Source organism: Streptomyces sp. CNQ329 (assembly GCF_000482585.1).
The window spans coordinates 62,488-77,164 of record NZ_AXVU01000025.1 but is presented as its reverse complement, the minus strand read 5'-3'; the positions used below and the strand labels follow the sequence as shown (position 1 = coordinate 77,164).

The window sequence follows — 14,677 nt, the reverse complement described above, 5'->3', positions numbered from 1 at the left end:
GTACACGTCCGACTCAGTGGTCCGGGAGTTCATACTGTGAGTTCTTACGGTTCGGCCAACGCGACGCGACACACAACGCCGGTCGGTCTCGCGCTGCTTTCCGACCGGGAACGAGAAGTGCTTTTCCTGCTCGCCGACGGCCCGACCAACCGCCGGCTGGCGTCACAACTGGGCGTGGCCGAGCGCACGGTCCGCGCCCATCTGACCAGCATCTGCCGGAAGCTCAACGTGGAGTCGCGGGTCCAGGCCGCCCTGGTCGCCGACCGCCACCGCCGGTCCCTGCTGCCGGTCGCGGCGGGCACGGACCGGGTTGCCGCAAGAGACAATGGCGAGGACCGCCGCGTTCCAGAATGATGGGGTCCGGTGCCCGCAGGTAAGGCGGAGGCGACCTGCCCCCGCCTCCGGCGAGAGCCCGCGAGCGGTACCCCTCGGACGGAGCGCTGGTGCGTTCGCTTCCCGGCTTCCTGCGCACCAGCGTCTCCGTTCCCCCGCCCGCACACCCGGCGGCGGTCAGCCGTCGTCGACGATCCCGGAGCGCGCGAGCAGGTAGCCGAGCTGAACGCGGCTGTCGCTGCCGAGTACCGAGCCGAGCCGGGCGATGTGGGCGCGGCAGGTGCGGACGTTCATGCCGAGGCGGCGGGCGATGGCCTCGTCGAGATGGCCCTCCACGAGCAGCCGGGCGATCTTGAGCTGAACGCCGGTGATCCCCTCGGGGGTGTCCTGGTACCGGACCCGGTGCTCCCACGGGACGGCGAACTGCCACAACCGCTCGAAGACGCCGACCAGATACCAGACCAGGCCGGGGTGCCGGATCTCCAGCGCCTTCTCACGATCGGGCTGGACGGGCACGAACGCAACGGCGCGGTCGATGATGAGGAGTCTCTCCGCGGTCTCCTCCATGGTGCGCACTTCGAGGCCGGTGTCCTTGAGGGCGTCGAGGTACGCGAGCGTGGCGGGATGGTGCCGGTAGGTGTGGTTGTACAGCGTCCGCTGGGTGATACCGCGTTCGTGCAGTTCCCGGACACGTTGCGCGGTCGCGCGGATCTTCTCGGCGGTGCGGTCGGTCCGGCCGGCGGCGGGCTGGATCGCGAGGAACTCCTCGGTGCCGTCGTCGAGGGCGCGCAGCAGCGCGGCTTCGATCTGCTCCTTGCCCTTCCAGACGGTGAGCAGGGACGGCGCCGCCCCGTCCGGAGTGGGTGTGGTGAGCTGTTCGACCGTGTCCGCGAGGGCTGTGGCGAACCGCCGGTACTCGGACAGCTCCCGCTCCAGCGGACGGACGAGGTCGGCGACGGCCTCGGACGGCGGTGCGGGGATGAGCCAGTGGGGGTCACCGGGGTCGCGGCGCAGGAGGCCCAGGTCGAGCAGACACGGTGCGGAACCTGTCGCCTCGCGGGAGAGCAGGCCGGTCCGCAGCGCTGAGGCGTAGAGCCTTCTGCCCACGTCGCAGAGGGCGGTTTCGGGGTGGGGGTGGTCCATGCTGCCAGGTCTCCTTGGGTGTACCCAGAGCGGTCGGCGGGTGTCCGCGGTCTTTCGCGCTCTGACGCCTCGGGCGGCGGTGTTGTGACATCCCCCGGACCCGACCGAGGCGTGCGCCAGCCGTCACGGCTCGTCGAGGATGCCGGAGCGCGCGAGTAGGTAGCCGAGCTGGACGCGGCTGTCGCTGCCGAGTGCCGTGCCGAGCCGGGCGATGTGGGCGCGGCAGGTGCGGACGTTCATGCCGAGGCGGCGGGCGATGGCCTCGTCGAGATGGCCCTCCACGAGCAGCCGGGCGATGCTCCGCTGGACTGTCGTGATCCCCTCAGGGCTGTCGCGTTCGGGGAGCCGGTGTTCCCAGGGGACTCCCAGCTCCCAGAAATGCTCGAAGACCGTGCGCAGGAACCAGACCAGGCCCGGGTGGCGTATCTCGATCGCCACCTCGCGGTTGGGCTGGGCCGGGACGAAGGCGACTTCCCGGTCGACGAGGAGGAGCCGCTCGGGCATCTCCTCCAGGGTGCGCACCTCCAGACCGGTGTCGCTCAGCTCGTCCAGGTAGGCGAGCTGAGCCGGGTGGTGCCGGTAGGTGTGGTTGTACAAGGTCCGCTGGGAGACGCCGCGTTCGCTCATCCGTCGTACGCGGTGAGCGGTGGCACGCATCACCGCGACATTCCAGTTGGTCCTGCCGCTGGCCGGCTGGATGGCGAGGAACTGCTCCGTGCAGCCCTCCAGGGCCCGCACGAGTGCGGCGTCGATGCGCTCCTTTCCTGTCCAGACGGTGAACGCGGCAGCGGCCGGGGCGCCCCGGCCGGCCGGCGTCGCCCGCTCGACGGTGTCGGCCAGCGCCGCCACGAAGAGCCGGTACTCGCTCAGTTCCCGTTCCAGGGGCTTGGCGAGCCCGGTGAGCGCCTGCATCGGAGGCGTCGGTACCAGCCAGTCGTCGGTGCCGGGCTCGGGACGTAAGAGGCCCCGGTCGACGAGGCAGGGCGCGACAGCCGCCGCCTCGTGGGAGATGCGGCCGGAGCGCAGAGCGGATGCGTAGAGCTTCCTGCCCGGGGCGCAGAGACCGGTTGTGTGGTGGGGGCGCGACATGTCTCTCTCAGGTCTCTTCGAGGATGCCGGAGCGAGCGATGAGGTAGCCGAGTTGGGTGCGGCTGCTGCTGCCGAGGATGCCCGCGAGTTTGGCGATGTGGGCGCGGCAGGTACGGACGTTCATGCCGAGGCGGCGCGCGATGTTCTGGTCGAGGTGTCCCTCGACCAGGAGCCGGGCGATGCTGTGCTGGACGCCGGTGATGCCCTCATGGGTGGCTGCCGTATATGCGGCTTCCTCCATGGGCGTGGCCAGTTGCCAGAACTGCTCGAAGACGCCGACGACGTAGGACACGAGACCCGGGTGGCGGAGTTCCAGCGCGACCCGGCGGTCGGGGCGGGCGGGCAGGAAGGCCACCTGGCGGTCGACGATGATCAGGCGCTCGATGATCTCTTCGAGCGTTCTGACCTCGACGTGCTGCGGGCCGACGAACCGCAGGTAGGCCAGTGTCATCGGAGCTTCACGCGCCGCGTGCTGGTAGAGGGTGCGCATCCGTACGCCGCGCTCGGTGAGAGGGCGGACCCGTTGCAGGGCCTCCCCGAGGGCGCGGGCGCCGCGGGTGGTCGCTTCGGGCTGGATGGTGAGCAGTTCGTGCGTGCACTCATCGACCGCCATGTCCAGCGCGGTGTTGATCGTACCGAGGCCCTCCAGCACCACGATCGGTGCGTTGCCGGAGGCGACTTCCATGTCGATTTCGATGAACCGGCTGAAACTCTTGGCGAGATCGGCCGCATGCTGCTGCCGCTCCCGGATCTCCCGTTCCCGGGAGACCAGAAGCCCCATCATGGCGTCGGATGCGGGAACCGGCAGCAGCCATTCCGGGGCGTCGGGGTCGGGATGGAGGAGGGCGAGGTCGTTCAGGCACGGGACGAGCCGCGCGTCTGCGGCCGCTATTCGGCCGTCTCGCACGGCGACGGCGTAAGCCTCGCGGGCGGCCGGGCAGGGCTCCTGGAGGCTGTGCCCGTGGTCGTGATCGTGACCTGCGTGCATCTCCGTGTACTCCCTGGCGCGCGGTGATCGGGTCAGGACTGGTCGAGGATGCCGGAGCGGGCGATGAGGTAGCCCAGTTGGGCCCGGCCGTTGCTGCCGAGGACGGTGGCGAGTTTGGCGATGTGGGCGCGGCAGGTGCGTACGTTCATTCCGAGCCGGTCGGCGATGATCTCGTCGACGTGCCCTTCGACGAGCAGCTTGGCGATACTGCGCTGGACACCGGTTATTCCGTCCGGCTCCGGATGCTCGTAGTGCACGTCTTCGTCGAGGGGTGTCCCGAGCTGCCACAGGTGATGGAACACGCCGACGAAGTACTCGACGAGACCGGGGTGCCGTACCTCCACCGCCGTGTCCCGGTTCAACTTGACGGGCCGGTCCCGGTGTGCGGGAACAAACGCTACTTTCCGGTCGATGATGATCAGGCGGTCCACCAGTTCCTCAAGGGTGCGCAACTCCATGAGGTCGTTGCCGACCCGCTCCTGGTAGGCGAGCAGGCCGTAGTTGTGCCGGGCGGTGTGCTGGTAGAGGCTGCGGATGCGTACGCCGCGGTCGACCAGCGGACGCACGCGGTCCACGGCCTTGTCGAGGAGAGCCGGCGGACGGGTCCCGCCGGGCTGGACGGTCAGGAGTTCCTTCTCGCACTCCGCCGTCGCTCTGCCGACGATCGCGTCGATGTTGGTCACTCCGGTCAGCTCGGTGATCGCGCTGCTGACGGTGGTCCGTCCCTGGCTGATGGACAGGAACGGCTCGAACGCGTCCGCCAGTGCCAGAGTCTGGTCCCTGCGCTCCTGAATCTCGCGCTCAATGGGGTGTTCAAGCCTGGCCAGGGCGGCGGTCGGAGGCACGGGGCGGAGCCATCCTGCGTCGTCCGGGTCGGGGAGGAGCAGCATCAAGTCGATCAGGCACGGCACGTTCTCGCCCTCCGACCGGGAGACGCGCCCGGCCCGCAGCGCGCGGGCGTAGAGCTCCGTACTCGCGGCACAGAGGTCGACGTATCCGTGAGGATGATCTGATTCGCCTTGATTTGTACCCATTTATCCTTCCCACAGGAAGATGTGATTCAGGAACATGATGCAGTGCAGAGGTGGTGAACAGCCTTCGCGTGAGGCACCTTCTTCTGTGGGAAGCGGAATCAAGGGAGGCCGGGACTCCCAATGGCAAAAAGACTTACGCGGTGGGCAGTCGCATTCGTGACTGCGGCTGTACTCGGCGTCATAGCAAGTCCCTTTGGTGCAGGCTCCGATGCCGGTCCGAGCGAGCAGGACGCGAGCCGGGCGGCAGTGGCGGCGCAGCAGGACCCGACCTGGGGCTAGCCCGGGACTGGACATTGACAACCTCAGACAGACAAGGACTTCCTCAGACACAGGTATCACGATGAACCCAGACCACCGCCGAAAGACGGAGAACCATTGGCACTCCGTCGATCTCGCTACGGCGGTGCCCCGTCCCGGAGACAGGTTGGCGGTTGCCCTCCTCGGAGAGCCCCTCACCATCCTGCGTGACGGAAGCGGGGTCGTCCAGGCCTTCCGCCGGAGGTCGGGGCGTTATGTGCGCTGCGTGGTGCGCTGCGGCGTGATCTTCGTCAATCTTGGCGAAGAGGATCACGTGCCAGTAGCAGCCGACGGCGTACCTGATAGCGAGAGCATCACCCCCCACTGTGCCTGACCGGGCGGTATCCCCCGTGTCCAGATCGCCCGAAGGCACACCAGCGGTGCCATCGCGGACGCAACCCCGCGATGGCACCGCTTTTGCGTGCGCGGACGCGCATGCTTGGGGGCGGCGGTCGCGTCGCGGTCGCGGGCGGGCGGTGCCGGGTTCAGGTTGAGTGTCGTAGACTCAACTTAGCTTACGTAGCCTCAGGCACGCCGGGCGCGGGCCGAGGCGTACCCACGACCGGCACCCCGGCAAGGAGGAGCACACAGCAGTGGACGCGGAGCTGACCAACAAGAGCCAGGAAGCGATCGCCGGCGCCAACAGCCGCGCCGTGTCCGGCGGGCATCCGGACATCACCCCTGTGCACCTGCTGCTCGCGCTGCTCGAAGTGGAGGGCAACGAGAACCTTCAGGACCTGCTGGCCGCCGTCGACGCCGATCAGGCGGCCGTGCGGTCCGGGGCCGAGCGGCTGCTCGGCGGGCTGCCCAGCGTGCAGGGGGCCACCGTGTCCCCGCCGCAGGCGAACCGGGAGTTGCTGGCTGTCGTCGCCGATGCCGCCGCCCGGGCGAAGAAGCTCGGCGACCAGTACGTGTCGACCGAGCATCTGCTCATCGGGGTCGCCGCCGAGGGCGGGGCGGCCAAGGAGCTGCTGAGGAAGCAGGGTGCGAGCGCCCGGGCGCTCGTCCAGGCGTTCGAGAAGATCCGTGGCGACCGGCGCGTGACCACGAGGAACCCGGAGGGTACGTACCAGGCCCTCGGCAAGTTCGGCACCGACCTCACCGCCGCCGCCCGCGACGGCAAGCTCGATCCCGTCATCGGGCGGGATCAGGAGATCCGCCGTGTCGTGCAGGTGCTCTCCCGGCGTACGAAGAACAACCCCGTCCTCATCGGCGAGCCGGGTGTCGGCAAGACCGCTGTCGTCGAGGGGCTCGCGCAGCGGATCGTGAAGGGCGACGTACCGGAGAGCCTGAAGAACAAGCGGCTCGTCGCGCTCGACCTCGGTGCCATGGTCGCCGGGGCGAAGTACCGCGGTGAGTTCGAGGAGCGGCTGAAGACCGTGCTCGCCGAGATCCGGGAGAGCGAGGGCGAGGTCATCACGTTCATCGACGAGCTGCACACCGTCGTCGGCGCCGGCGCGGGCGGCGAGTCCGCGATGGACGCGGGCAACATGCTCAAGCCCATGCTCGCCCGCGGCGAGCTGCGCATGGTCGGCGCGACGACCCTCGACGAGTACCGCGAGCGGATCGAGAAGGACGCCGCCCTGGAGCGCCGGTTCCAGCAGGTACTCGTCGCCGAGCCGACCGTCGAGGACACCATCGCCATCCTCCGCGGCCTCAAGGGGCGCTACGAGGCACACCACAAGGTCGCCATCGCCGACTCCGCTCTCGTGGCCGCCGCCACCCTCTCCGACCGCTACATCACCTCCCGTTTCCTCCCCGACAAGGCCATCGACCTCGTCGACGAGGCCGCCTCCCGGCTCCGGATGGAGATCGATTCCTCGCCCACCGAGATCGACGAGCTGCAGCGTGCCGTCGACCGCCTGCGGATGGAGGAGCTGGCGCTCAAGAACGAGTCCGACGTCGCCTCCCGCGAGCGGCTGGAGCGGCTGCAGCGCGACCTCGCGGACAAGGAGGAGGAGCTGCGCGGCCTCACCGCCCGCTGGGAGAAGGAGAAGCAGGGCCTCAACCGCGTCGGTGAGCTGAAGGAGCGGCTGGACGAACTGCGCGGCGCCGTCGAGCGCGCCCGGCGCGACAACGACCTGGACACCGCCTCCAAGCTCCTCTACGGCGAACTGCCCGCCCTCGAACGTGAGCTGGAGGAGGCGTCCGCCGTCGAGGAGGAGGTCAAGCGGGACACGATGGTCAAGGAGGAGGTCGGCTCCGACGACATCGCCGACGTCATCTCCTCCTGGACCGGCATCCCCGCCGGGCGGCTGCTGGAGGGCGAGACCCGGAAGCTGCTGCGCATGGAGGAGGAGCTGGGCAGGCGCCTCATCGGCCAGGACGAGGCGGTACGGGCCGTCTCCGACGCCGTACGCCGCACCCGCGCCGGCATCTCCGACCCCAACCGGCCGACGGGCTCGTTCCTCTTCCTCGGCCCCACCGGCGTCGGCAAGACCGAGCTGGCCAAGGCGCTCGCCGACTTCCTCTTCGACGACGAGCGGGCCATGGTCCGCATCGACATGAGCGAATACGGCGAGAAGCACTCCGTCTCCCGCCTGGTCGGCGCGCCCCCCGGGTACGTCGGGTACGAGGAGGGCGGACAGCTCACGGAGGCCGTACGGCGGCGCCCGTACTCGGTGATCCTGCTGGACGAGATGGAGAAGGCGCACAACGAGGTCTTCGACATCCTGCTGCAGGTGCTGGACGACGGACGGCTGACGGACGGTCAGGGCCGCACCGTCGACTTCCGCAACACCATCCTCATCCTCACCTCCAACCTCGGCTCCACCTTCCTCGTCGACCCGATGATCAAGGAGGAGCAGAAGCGGGAGGGGGTGCTGGAGACGGTGCGGAAGGTCTTCCGCCCCGAGTTCCTCAACCGGCTCGACGACCTCGTCGTCTTCCACGCCCTCGGCAGCGACCAGCTCAAGCGCATCGCCGCCATCCAGCTCGCCCATCTGCAGGAACGGCTCGCCGAGCGCCGGCTCACGCTGGAGGTCAGCGACGAGGCGCTGGCCTGGCTGGCGCGCCTCGGCGTGCCCATGGACGAGCCGGAGCCGGACTTCAGCTACGGGGCGCGGCCGCTGCGGCGGCTGGTGCAGACGGCGATCGGTGACCAGCTCGCGAAGGAGATCCTGGCGGGCGAGGTGCGGGACGGGGACACCGTGCGGGTGGACGTGTTCGGCGACCAGTTGCTGGTCGGCGGGGCGTCGTAGGAGCGCACAGCGGAGGGGCGTGGTGCTGCGCGCCTTGCCCCGCCGGGCGGTGGTGCCGCCCGGCGGCCTTGCTCCGCCGCGGCGAGTTGTCCCCAGGGTGTCGTCGCCGGGTTGCGGGCACGGCCCCCCGGTGGGGGAGGATGGGCGGGAACCGTTCGAAGGGAACCCCACGTGAGCATCGACCCGTCCTCGATTCCGAACTTCGGGGGCCAGCAGCCCGAATCCCGCGGCAGCGGGGGCCCGCAGGGGCCCATCGTGCCCGACCAGGATCTGGTCAAGCAGCTCCTGGACCAGATGGAGCTGAAGTACGTCGTCGACGAGGAGGGGGACCTCGCGGCGCCCTGGGAGCACTTCCGCACGTACTTCATGTTCCGCGGTGAGGGGGACCAGCAGCTCTACTCGGTGCGTACCTTCTACGACCGCCAGCACTCCCTGGACGACAAGCCGGAGCTGCAGGAGGCCATCGACGACTGGAACCGCCGCACGCTGTGGCCGAAGGTCTACACGCACACGCACGACGACGGCTCCGTCCGGCTGATCGGCGAGGCGCAGATGCTGATCAGCACGGGCGTGGCGCTGGAGCACTTCGTGTCGAGCACCGTGAGCTGGGTGCGGGCCTCGATCGAGTTCGACAAGTGGCTGGTGGAGACGCTGGGCCTGCAGCAGGAGCTGGACAGCGACAAGCCGGACAACGTCGACGGCGAGGGCGGGAGCGGGCCGGAGGGCGCGGGGGACGACGGGCCGAAGGAGAGCTGAGAGCGGGCCGGCCGTCAGCTCCCCGCCACGGCGGCGAGCAGCGCCTCGTACGCCCGGGTGCCGGGGGTGACGGGCGCGTAGTGGCCGGTGCCGGGCAGCTCCACCAGGTGCGCACCCACGGCGTGGGCGTAGCGGCGGGACAGCTCCGCCGGTACGTCGGCGTCGGCCTCGCCGTGGACCAGCACCACCGGCGCCGCCGGGGCCGGCATCCGCATCGGGTCCGTCTCGTCGAGCCGGTCCGCCACGCGCGCGGCGCCGCCGAGGAGTCCGGCGACGGCGCCGTCGCTGAGGCCCAGATCGTGAGCGCGGGCCAGGTCCGCGACCGCGGCGATCCCGACGACGCGCGAGACGGCGGTGGGGCACCGCGAGGCGGCCCAGAGCGCGAGGTGGCCGCCCGCGGAGTGCCCGGCGAGCACCACAGGCCCGGCCCCGGGCAGCGCGGCGAGCGCGGGCGGCAGGTCGTCGAACGTCGCGGGGAACCCCCCGCCGCCGCCCACCCGGCGGTACTCGACGAGCGCCACGCACCCGTTCAGCTCCTGCGCCAGCGCCGCCGCCAGCGGGGTCAGGTAGCCGCGGTCGTAGCGCTCCCGCCAGAAGCCGCCGTGGAGCAGGGCGACGACGGGCCGCGCGGAGGTGTTCCCGTACAGGTCGACGACCTGCGACGGGTGGTCCCCGTACACCAGCGTGCGGATGGGCGCGACGCGCTTCAGGGCGAACAGCGTGCGGGCCTCGTCGTCCCGTTCGTCAACGGCGGTCATGCAGCACCTCTCCCAGCACTCCGGCAGCGCGGTATATGTCCGAGAACGAGGTATACAGCGGTGTCACGCCGAAGCGGAGCACATCCGGCGGCCGGAAGTCGCCGACCACGCCGCGGGCGATCAGCTCGCCCATCACCTCCTCCGCGCCCGCGCACCGCAGCGCGACCTGGCTGCCGCGCTCGGCGTGCGGGAGCGGGGTGAGCGGGGTCAGCGCGGGCCCGCCCGGCAGGGCGGCGACGCACTGAAGGAAGAAGTCCGACAGCGCCAGGCTCTTCGTCCGTACCGCCTCGATCGCCACGCCGTCCCACACCTCCAGCGCCGCTTCCAGCGCCAGCATCGACAGGATGTCCGGCGTTCCGACCCGCCCGCGCACGGCGCCGTCCGCCGGGCGGTAGCCGGCGGACATGGCGAAGGGGTCGGCGTGCGAGTTCCAGCCGGGCAGCGGGGAGTCGAAGCGGGGCTGGAGGTCGCGTCGTACGTAGAGGTACGCGGGTGAACCCGGGCCGCCGTTGAGGAACTTGTACGTACACCCCACCGCCAGGTCCACCCCGTGCACGTCGAGCCCGACCGGGAGCGCGCCGGCGCTGTGGCACAGGTCCCACACGGCGAGCGCGCCCGCCGCGTGCAGCGCCGCGGTGGTGCCGGGCAGGTCGTGGAGCCGGCCGGTGCGGTAGTCGACGTGGTTGACCAGCGCGACGGCGGTCCGCGGGCCGGCGGCGGCGGCGATCTCGTGCGGCTTCACGGCCCGCAGCGTGCAGCCGGTCAGCCGGGCGGCGGACTCGGCGACGTAGCCGTCGGTGGGGAACGTCGTCGCGTCCACCAGCACCTCGTCCCGGGCCGCCCCCGCACCGGACCGCGCGATGCGCACCCCGGCGACGACGGCCTTGAGGACGTTGACGCTGGTGGAGTCGCCGACGACCACCTGCCCGGGCGCGGCGCCCAGCAGCGGCGCGATCCGGTCGCCGATCCGCTCGGGCGCGGTCCACCACGCGGACTCCGTCCACGACCGGATCCGCAGCCGCCCCCACTCGTGCGAGACGACATCCGCGACCCGGGCGGGGACGGCGGCGGGCAGGGCGCCGAGGGAGTTGCCGTCGAGGTACACGACCGGCGGGCCGGCGGGCGCCGCACGCGACGGCCCCGCCCCCGGCCACCCCGGGCCGGGCTGCTGCGGGCCGGGCGGGCCGGCGCCCTGCCGCGGCGGGCCGGGATGCTCCGCGTCGTCGAGGACGAACTCCGTCCGCTTCGCCCGCAGCGGGTCCGCCAGGTCCAGCTCCGCCGCCCGCTTCGCCAGCGCCGCGAACGCGCCCGCCGCGCCGGCACCGTCGCCGGAGCCTCCGTCGCCGGGGCCGCCGCCGGCGCCGTCCCGCGCGCCGCCCGGGAGGTCCGCACCGGGCCCGCACGCCTCAGACATGGCTGCGCGCCGTCCACAGCTCGGGGAACACCTGCTTCGCCGCGCGCTTCTCCAGCCACGCCACCCCGGCCGAGCCGCCCGTGCCGACCTTGCCGCCCATCGCGCGGCGGGTCGCCACCAGGTGGTCGTTGCGCCAGCGCCACACCAGTTCGGCGATGTCCGTCAGCACCTCGCCCAGCTCGATCAGACCGGAGTCCTGCGGCCCCGCGTAGACCTCCGCCCACGCGGCCTCGACCTCGGGGTGCGGCTCGTACCGCAGCTTCCGGTCGCGGTCCAGGACGGCGGCCGGGAGGCGGTGGCCCTTGGCGTCGAGGTAGCGCAGCACCTCGTCGTAGAGGCTGGGCTCGCCGAGCTGCTTCTCCAGCTCGTCGTGGACCCGCGGGGCGCCGCGGTGAGGCACGAGCATCGACGCGGACTTCTCGCCGAGCAGGAACTCCATCCGCCGGTACATCGCCGACTGGAAGCCGGAGCCCTCGCCGAGCGCGGCGCGGTAGGAGTTGAACTGCCGCGGTGTGAGCCGTGCCAGCGGCTCCCAGGAGGCGTTCAGCGAGCGCAGCTCGTACGTGCTGCGCCGCAGCGCCGCCAGCGCGACCGGGAGGTCGTCGCCGCGCAGCGCCTCGGCGGAGGTCTCCCACTCGTGCACGATGACGGTGAACCACAGCTCCATGACCTGCGTGGTCACCAGGAAGACCAGCTCGCCGGGGTCGTCCGAGAGCGGGTGCTGCAGATGGGTGAGGACGTCCGCCTGGACGTAGTCCTCGTAGGGAGTGGTGCCCCGGAAGTCGAGGTTCGGGGGCTGGTTCCCGTCGGAGGGCCCGTCCGGCCGGTGAGCCTCGGTCTCCGCGGGCAGGGGGTTGTGAGCACGGCTTTCCATGAGCTGTCTCCACGCAAGAGCCACCGGGTAGCGGTCCGCCCCTTCCTGCCGGCAACAGGGCCCCGGTCCCCTCGGGTACGGCCGCATCCGTGCGCCGTACCCACGTCGCATCATCCGCGGCCCGGCGGCGGTAGGCAAGAGCGGCCGACGCGGCGGGGCGGGCCCGCGCCCGGCCCCGCGACGACCGCCGCGTCAGCCCTCCGCCGGCGCAGCGACGCCACCGTGACCTGCGCTTCGATGGATCTCGATCAGCCCTCGGCGGCCCAAGCGTCCGGTCTGCGGCGGCTCTTGGCCGGCCCGCCGCCTGCCCTGCCGGTCCTGCGCCCGCCCCTGCCCGTCCTCCGGCCGCCCGTCAGGACAGGGTTTCCGCGGCGGTCGGCGAGCTGTCACGCAGAAATGTGCTGCAGCGCTCGTACTCCTCGGTCTCCCCGATGGCCTGTGCCGCGCGGGCGAGCGCGGCGAGGGCGCGCAGGAAGCCGCGGTTGGGCTCGTGCTCCCACGGCACCGGGCCGTGGCCCTTCCAGCCGTTGCGGCGCAGGGCGTCCAGGCCCCGGTGGTATCCGGTGCGCGCGTACGCGTACGACTCGACGGTGCGGCCGGCTTCGAATGCCTCGTCCGCGAGCTGTGCCCAGGCCAGCGAGGAAGCCGGGTACTGCGCGGCCACCTCGGTCGGGGCGGCGCCGCTCGCGAGCAGGTCGCGCGGCCCGGGGTCCTCGGGCAGATGGGTGGGGGGTGGTCCGCCGAGGAGGTTTTCATGAATCGCCATGGGTTCCAGCCTGCCACGACCGCGCCGGAGGGTGACCGCCGCGGTCGGTATGCACGGCGGTTCCCGCCAGGGTCCTCACCACGGACGGCCCTGCCCCGGCGATGCGGGGTCACCCGGTTGCCCGCCGTGCCGCCGCGGTCGCGCCGAAAGTTCGGCGACGCGGGGCGTGTCTTGACGAAGCGGCTCGGGGCGAGGGGTAAAAAGGGCGCTAAGTGGTGTGATGACTGGCATTCACACCCAAACACAGAAAGTAGGGACGGCATGCGCAAGCTTCGTCAGGCCGTGGTTGTCGGCGCGATGCTCGGCAGCATCACCATGCTCGGCGCCGGTGTGGCCTCCGCCGACGACACCGCCACCACCCCCAAGCACGGGGTTACCTCGTCCGAGGAAACCACCGCTGCGCCCAAGTCGGCGCCCAAGAGCGGCCACGACAAGGGCAACGACTACGAGATCATCACGGCCGTCGAGTGCGAGCAGGAGATCGACAACAGCGTCGAGCGTAACCAGAACGGCCTGATCAACGTGGGCGACATCACGGTGCCGATCCTGGGTTCGGGCAACGCGGACTCGTCTGCCAGCCAGAACGTCTGCGGCGTCGGCAACGACAAGAACTACAGCGGCAGCGAGGCCGACACCGAGAACGACGGCGACCTGCTGGACCTCCTCTGAGGTCGTTGCTCGGTAGACCTCTTGCTCGGGAAGAGGTCTGATGGGATGAACTCGGTGTCGGCGGTGCCCGCAGGGCACGCACCGGCGCCGAGTTCTTCCCTGTCTCCCGCCCGTTGATGCGCCGTTCCTCGATCAGCCGGGGCGGACACCCCCCGACCGGGGGCCGGCCCGCCGTGCGGCCCGGCCGGGGCGGTGTCCGCGCGGTGTCACTTCAGCTTCGTACCCGTCGAGCGCAGGTGCTCGCAGGCGGTCTGGACGCGCTCGGCCATCGACGCCTCGGCGAGCTTGCCCCAGGAGCGCGGGTCGTACGCCTTCTTGTTGCCCACCTCGCCGTCGACCTTCAGCACGCCGTCGTAGTTCTGGAACATGTGCCCCGCGACCGGGCGGGTGAAGGCGTACTGCGTGTCGGTGTCGATGTTCATCTTGACCACGCCGTTGTCCAGCGCCGTGGCGATCTCCTCCTCGGAGGAGCCGGAGCCACCGTGGAAGACGAAGTCGAACGGGCTCTGCTTGCCGTACTTCGCGCCGACGCCCTCCTGCAGGTCCTTCAGCAGCTCCGGACGAAGGACGACGTTCCCCGGCTTGTAGACCCCGTGCACGTTGCCGAAGGAGGCCGCCAGCAGGTAGCGGCCCTGCTCGCCCAGGCCCAGCGCCTCGGCCGTGCGCAGCGCGTCGTCCACCGTCGTGTACAGCTCGTCGTTGATCTCGTGGGTGACGCCGTCCTCCTCGCCGCCCGTCGGGGTGATCTCGACCTCCAGGATGATCTTCGCGGCGGCGGCGCGGGGCAGCAGCTCCTGCGCGATCGACAGGTTGTCCGCGAGGGTCTCGGCGGAGCCGTCCCACATGTGCGACTGGAACAGCGGGTTCTCCCCGCGGGCGACCCGCTCCTCGGAGGCGGCGAGCAGCGGGCGTACGAACCCGTCGAGCTTGTCCTTGGGGCAGTGGTCGGTGTGCAGCGCGACGTTGACCGGGTACTTCTTGGCGACGATCGCCGCGTACTCGGCGAGGGCGACCGCGCCCGTGACCATGTCCTTGCTGTACTGCCCGCCCAGGAACTCGGCGCCGCCTGTGGAGATCTGGACGATCCCGTCGCTCTCGGCCTCGGCGAAGCCGCGCAGCGCGGCGTGCAAGGTCTGCGACGAGGTGACGTTGATGGCCGGGTAGGCGAACTTGCCTGCCTTCGCCCGGTCCAGCATCTCGTTGTAGACCTCGGGGGTTGCGATGGGCATCTGTCCGCTCCTTGGAGACGTGCGGGTGTCTGCATGGGTGTACGAGTGCGGCCGGCTCCGTTGCCGTGGCGCCCCTGGAGTGCCCCCATCCTCCCAGATGTGCGCCCGCGCTTCCCCGCCCTGTGGA

Annotated in this window: 13 protein-coding genes; 4 read left to right on the top strand and 9 right to left on the bottom strand. The window is 71.0% G+C overall.

From position 1 onward, the window contains the following. The first annotated feature begins 36 nt into the window (after positions 1 to 36). Positions 37 to 354, top strand: coding sequence for a helix-turn-helix domain-containing protein (locus I003_RS0118380; RefSeq protein WP_486584276.1), 318 nt, complete (start codon positions 37 to 39; stop codon positions 352 to 354). Between the two features lie 156 nt (positions 355 to 510). On the opposite strand, the gene I003_RS0118375 is transcribed toward I003_RS0118380, so the two are convergent. The 4 genes from I003_RS0118375 to I003_RS0118360 all read right to left on the bottom strand — a co-directional run bounded on the left by I003_RS0118375 (position 511) and on the right by I003_RS0118360 (position 4,587). Then, the gene (locus I003_RS0118375) at positions 511 to 1,476 is read right to left on the bottom strand and encodes a hypothetical protein (protein WP_027772842.1); all 966 of its coding nucleotides are present in this window, start codon (positions 1,474 to 1,476) and stop codon (positions 511 to 513) included. Between the two features lie 123 nt (positions 1,477 to 1,599). Then, on the bottom strand, positions 1,600 to 2,565 hold the full coding sequence (locus I003_RS0118370) for a hypothetical protein (RefSeq protein WP_027772841.1): 966 nt from the start codon (positions 2,563 to 2,565) through the stop codon (positions 1,600 to 1,602). A 7-nt stretch (positions 2,566 to 2,572) separates the two neighbouring features. Next, positions 2,573 to 3,553, bottom strand: a complete 981-nt coding sequence (locus I003_RS0118365; RefSeq protein WP_027772840.1) for a hypothetical protein — start codon at positions 3,551 to 3,553, stop codon at positions 2,573 to 2,575. Positions 3,554 to 3,585: 32 nt separating this feature from the next. Continuing rightward, positions 3,586 to 4,587, bottom strand: a complete 1,002-nt coding sequence (locus tag I003_RS0118360; RefSeq protein ID WP_078564147.1) for a hypothetical protein — start codon at positions 4,585 to 4,587, stop codon at positions 3,586 to 3,588. 890 nt (positions 4,588 to 5,477) lie between these two features. Between I003_RS0118360 and clpB the strand changes: the two genes are divergently transcribed. Together clpB and I003_RS0118350 are read left to right on the top strand one after the other, a co-directional pair. Further along, positions 5,478 to 8,084 carry an ATP-dependent chaperone ClpB gene (gene clpB / locus I003_RS0118355; protein ID WP_027772838.1) on the top strand — a complete coding sequence of 869 codons (2,607 nt, stop codon included), beginning with the start codon at positions 5,478 to 5,480 and terminating at the stop codon, positions 8,082 to 8,084. Positions 8,085 to 8,255: 171 nt separating this feature from the next. After that, on the top strand, positions 8,256 to 8,840 hold the full coding sequence (locus I003_RS0118350; protein ID WP_027772837.1) for a type III secretion system chaperone family protein: 585 nt from the start codon (positions 8,256 to 8,258) through the stop codon (positions 8,838 to 8,840). A gap of 14 nt (positions 8,841 to 8,854) precedes the next feature. On the opposite strand, the gene I003_RS0118345 is transcribed toward I003_RS0118350, so the two are convergent. The 4 genes from I003_RS0118345 to I003_RS0118330 form a co-directional block, all read right to left on the bottom strand. After that, on the bottom strand, positions 8,855 to 9,598 hold the full coding sequence (locus I003_RS0118345; protein WP_027772836.1) for an alpha/beta hydrolase: 744 nt from the start codon (positions 9,596 to 9,598) through the stop codon (positions 8,855 to 8,857). Beyond that, entirely contained in the window at positions 9,585 to 11,012 is a 1,428-nt protein-coding gene (gene kynU / locus I003_RS0118340; RefSeq protein ID WP_078564145.1) for a kynureninase, read from the bottom strand. The genes I003_RS0118345 and kynU overlap by 14 nt, the downstream gene beginning before the upstream one ends. Further along, a complete protein-coding gene (locus tag I003_RS0118335) occupies positions 11,005 to 11,886 on the bottom strand; it encodes a tryptophan 2,3-dioxygenase family protein (protein ID WP_027772834.1) in 882 nt (293 codons plus the stop codon). The genes kynU and I003_RS0118335 overlap by 8 nt, the downstream gene beginning before the upstream one ends. A 352-nt stretch (positions 11,887 to 12,238) precedes the next feature. Then, positions 12,239 to 12,652, bottom strand: coding sequence for a DUF3151 domain-containing protein (locus I003_RS0118330; RefSeq protein ID WP_027772833.1), 414 nt, complete (start codon positions 12,650 to 12,652; stop codon positions 12,239 to 12,241). A gap of 261 nt (positions 12,653 to 12,913) precedes the next feature. Between I003_RS0118330 and I003_RS0118325 the strand changes: the two genes are divergently transcribed. Then, positions 12,914 to 13,321, top strand: a complete 408-nt coding sequence (locus I003_RS0118325; protein ID WP_486584275.1) for a hypothetical protein — start codon at positions 12,914 to 12,916, stop codon at positions 13,319 to 13,321. A gap of 206 nt (positions 13,322 to 13,527) precedes the next feature. Here I003_RS0118325 and fbaA read toward each other — a convergent pair whose 3' ends face one another. After that, entirely contained in the window at positions 13,528 to 14,550 is a 1,023-nt protein-coding gene (gene fbaA / locus I003_RS0118320; protein ID WP_027772831.1) for a class II fructose-bisphosphate aldolase, read from the bottom strand. Between the last annotated feature and the right edge of the window lie 127 nt (positions 14,551 to 14,677).

What these genes read in the sequence shown, in the direction of transcription:
- I003_RS0118375 (WP_027772842.1), bottom strand. Translation starts at nt 1,476, where the DNA reads ATGGACCACCCCCACCCCGAAACCGCCCTCTGCGACGTGGGCAGAAGG.
- I003_RS0118370 (WP_027772841.1), bottom strand. Translation starts at nt 2,565, where the DNA reads ATGTCGCGCCCCCACCACACAACCGGTCTCTGCGCCCCGGGCAGGAAG.
- I003_RS0118365 (WP_027772840.1), bottom strand. Translation starts at nt 3,553, where the DNA reads ATGCACGCAGGTCACGATCACGACCACGGGCACAGCCTCCAGGAGCCC.
- I003_RS0118360 (WP_078564147.1), bottom strand. Translation starts at nt 4,587, where the DNA reads ATGGGTACAAATCAAGGCGAATCAGATCATCCTCACGGATACGTCGAC.
- I003_RS0118345 (WP_027772836.1), bottom strand. Translation starts at nt 9,598, where the DNA reads ATGACCGCCGTTGACGAACGGGACGACGAGGCCCGCACGCTGTTCGCC.
- kynU (WP_078564145.1), bottom strand. Translation starts at nt 11,012, where the DNA reads ATGTCTGAGGCGTGCGGGCCCGGTGCGGACCTCCCGGGCGGCGCGCGG.
- I003_RS0118335 (WP_027772834.1), bottom strand. Translation starts at nt 11,886, where the DNA reads ATGGAAAGCCGTGCTCACAACCCCCTGCCCGCGGAGACCGAGGCTCAC.
- I003_RS0118330 (WP_027772833.1), bottom strand. Translation starts at nt 12,652, where the DNA reads ATGGCGATTCATGAAAACCTCCTCGGCGGACCACCCCCCACCCATCTG.
- I003_RS0118325 (WP_486584275.1), top strand. Translation starts at nt 12,914, where the DNA reads ATGCGCAAGCTTCGTCAGGCCGTGGTTGTCGGCGCGATGCTCGGCAGC.
- fbaA (WP_027772831.1), bottom strand. Translation starts at nt 14,550, where the DNA reads ATGCCCATCGCAACCCCCGAGGTCTACAACGAGATGCTGGACCGGGCG.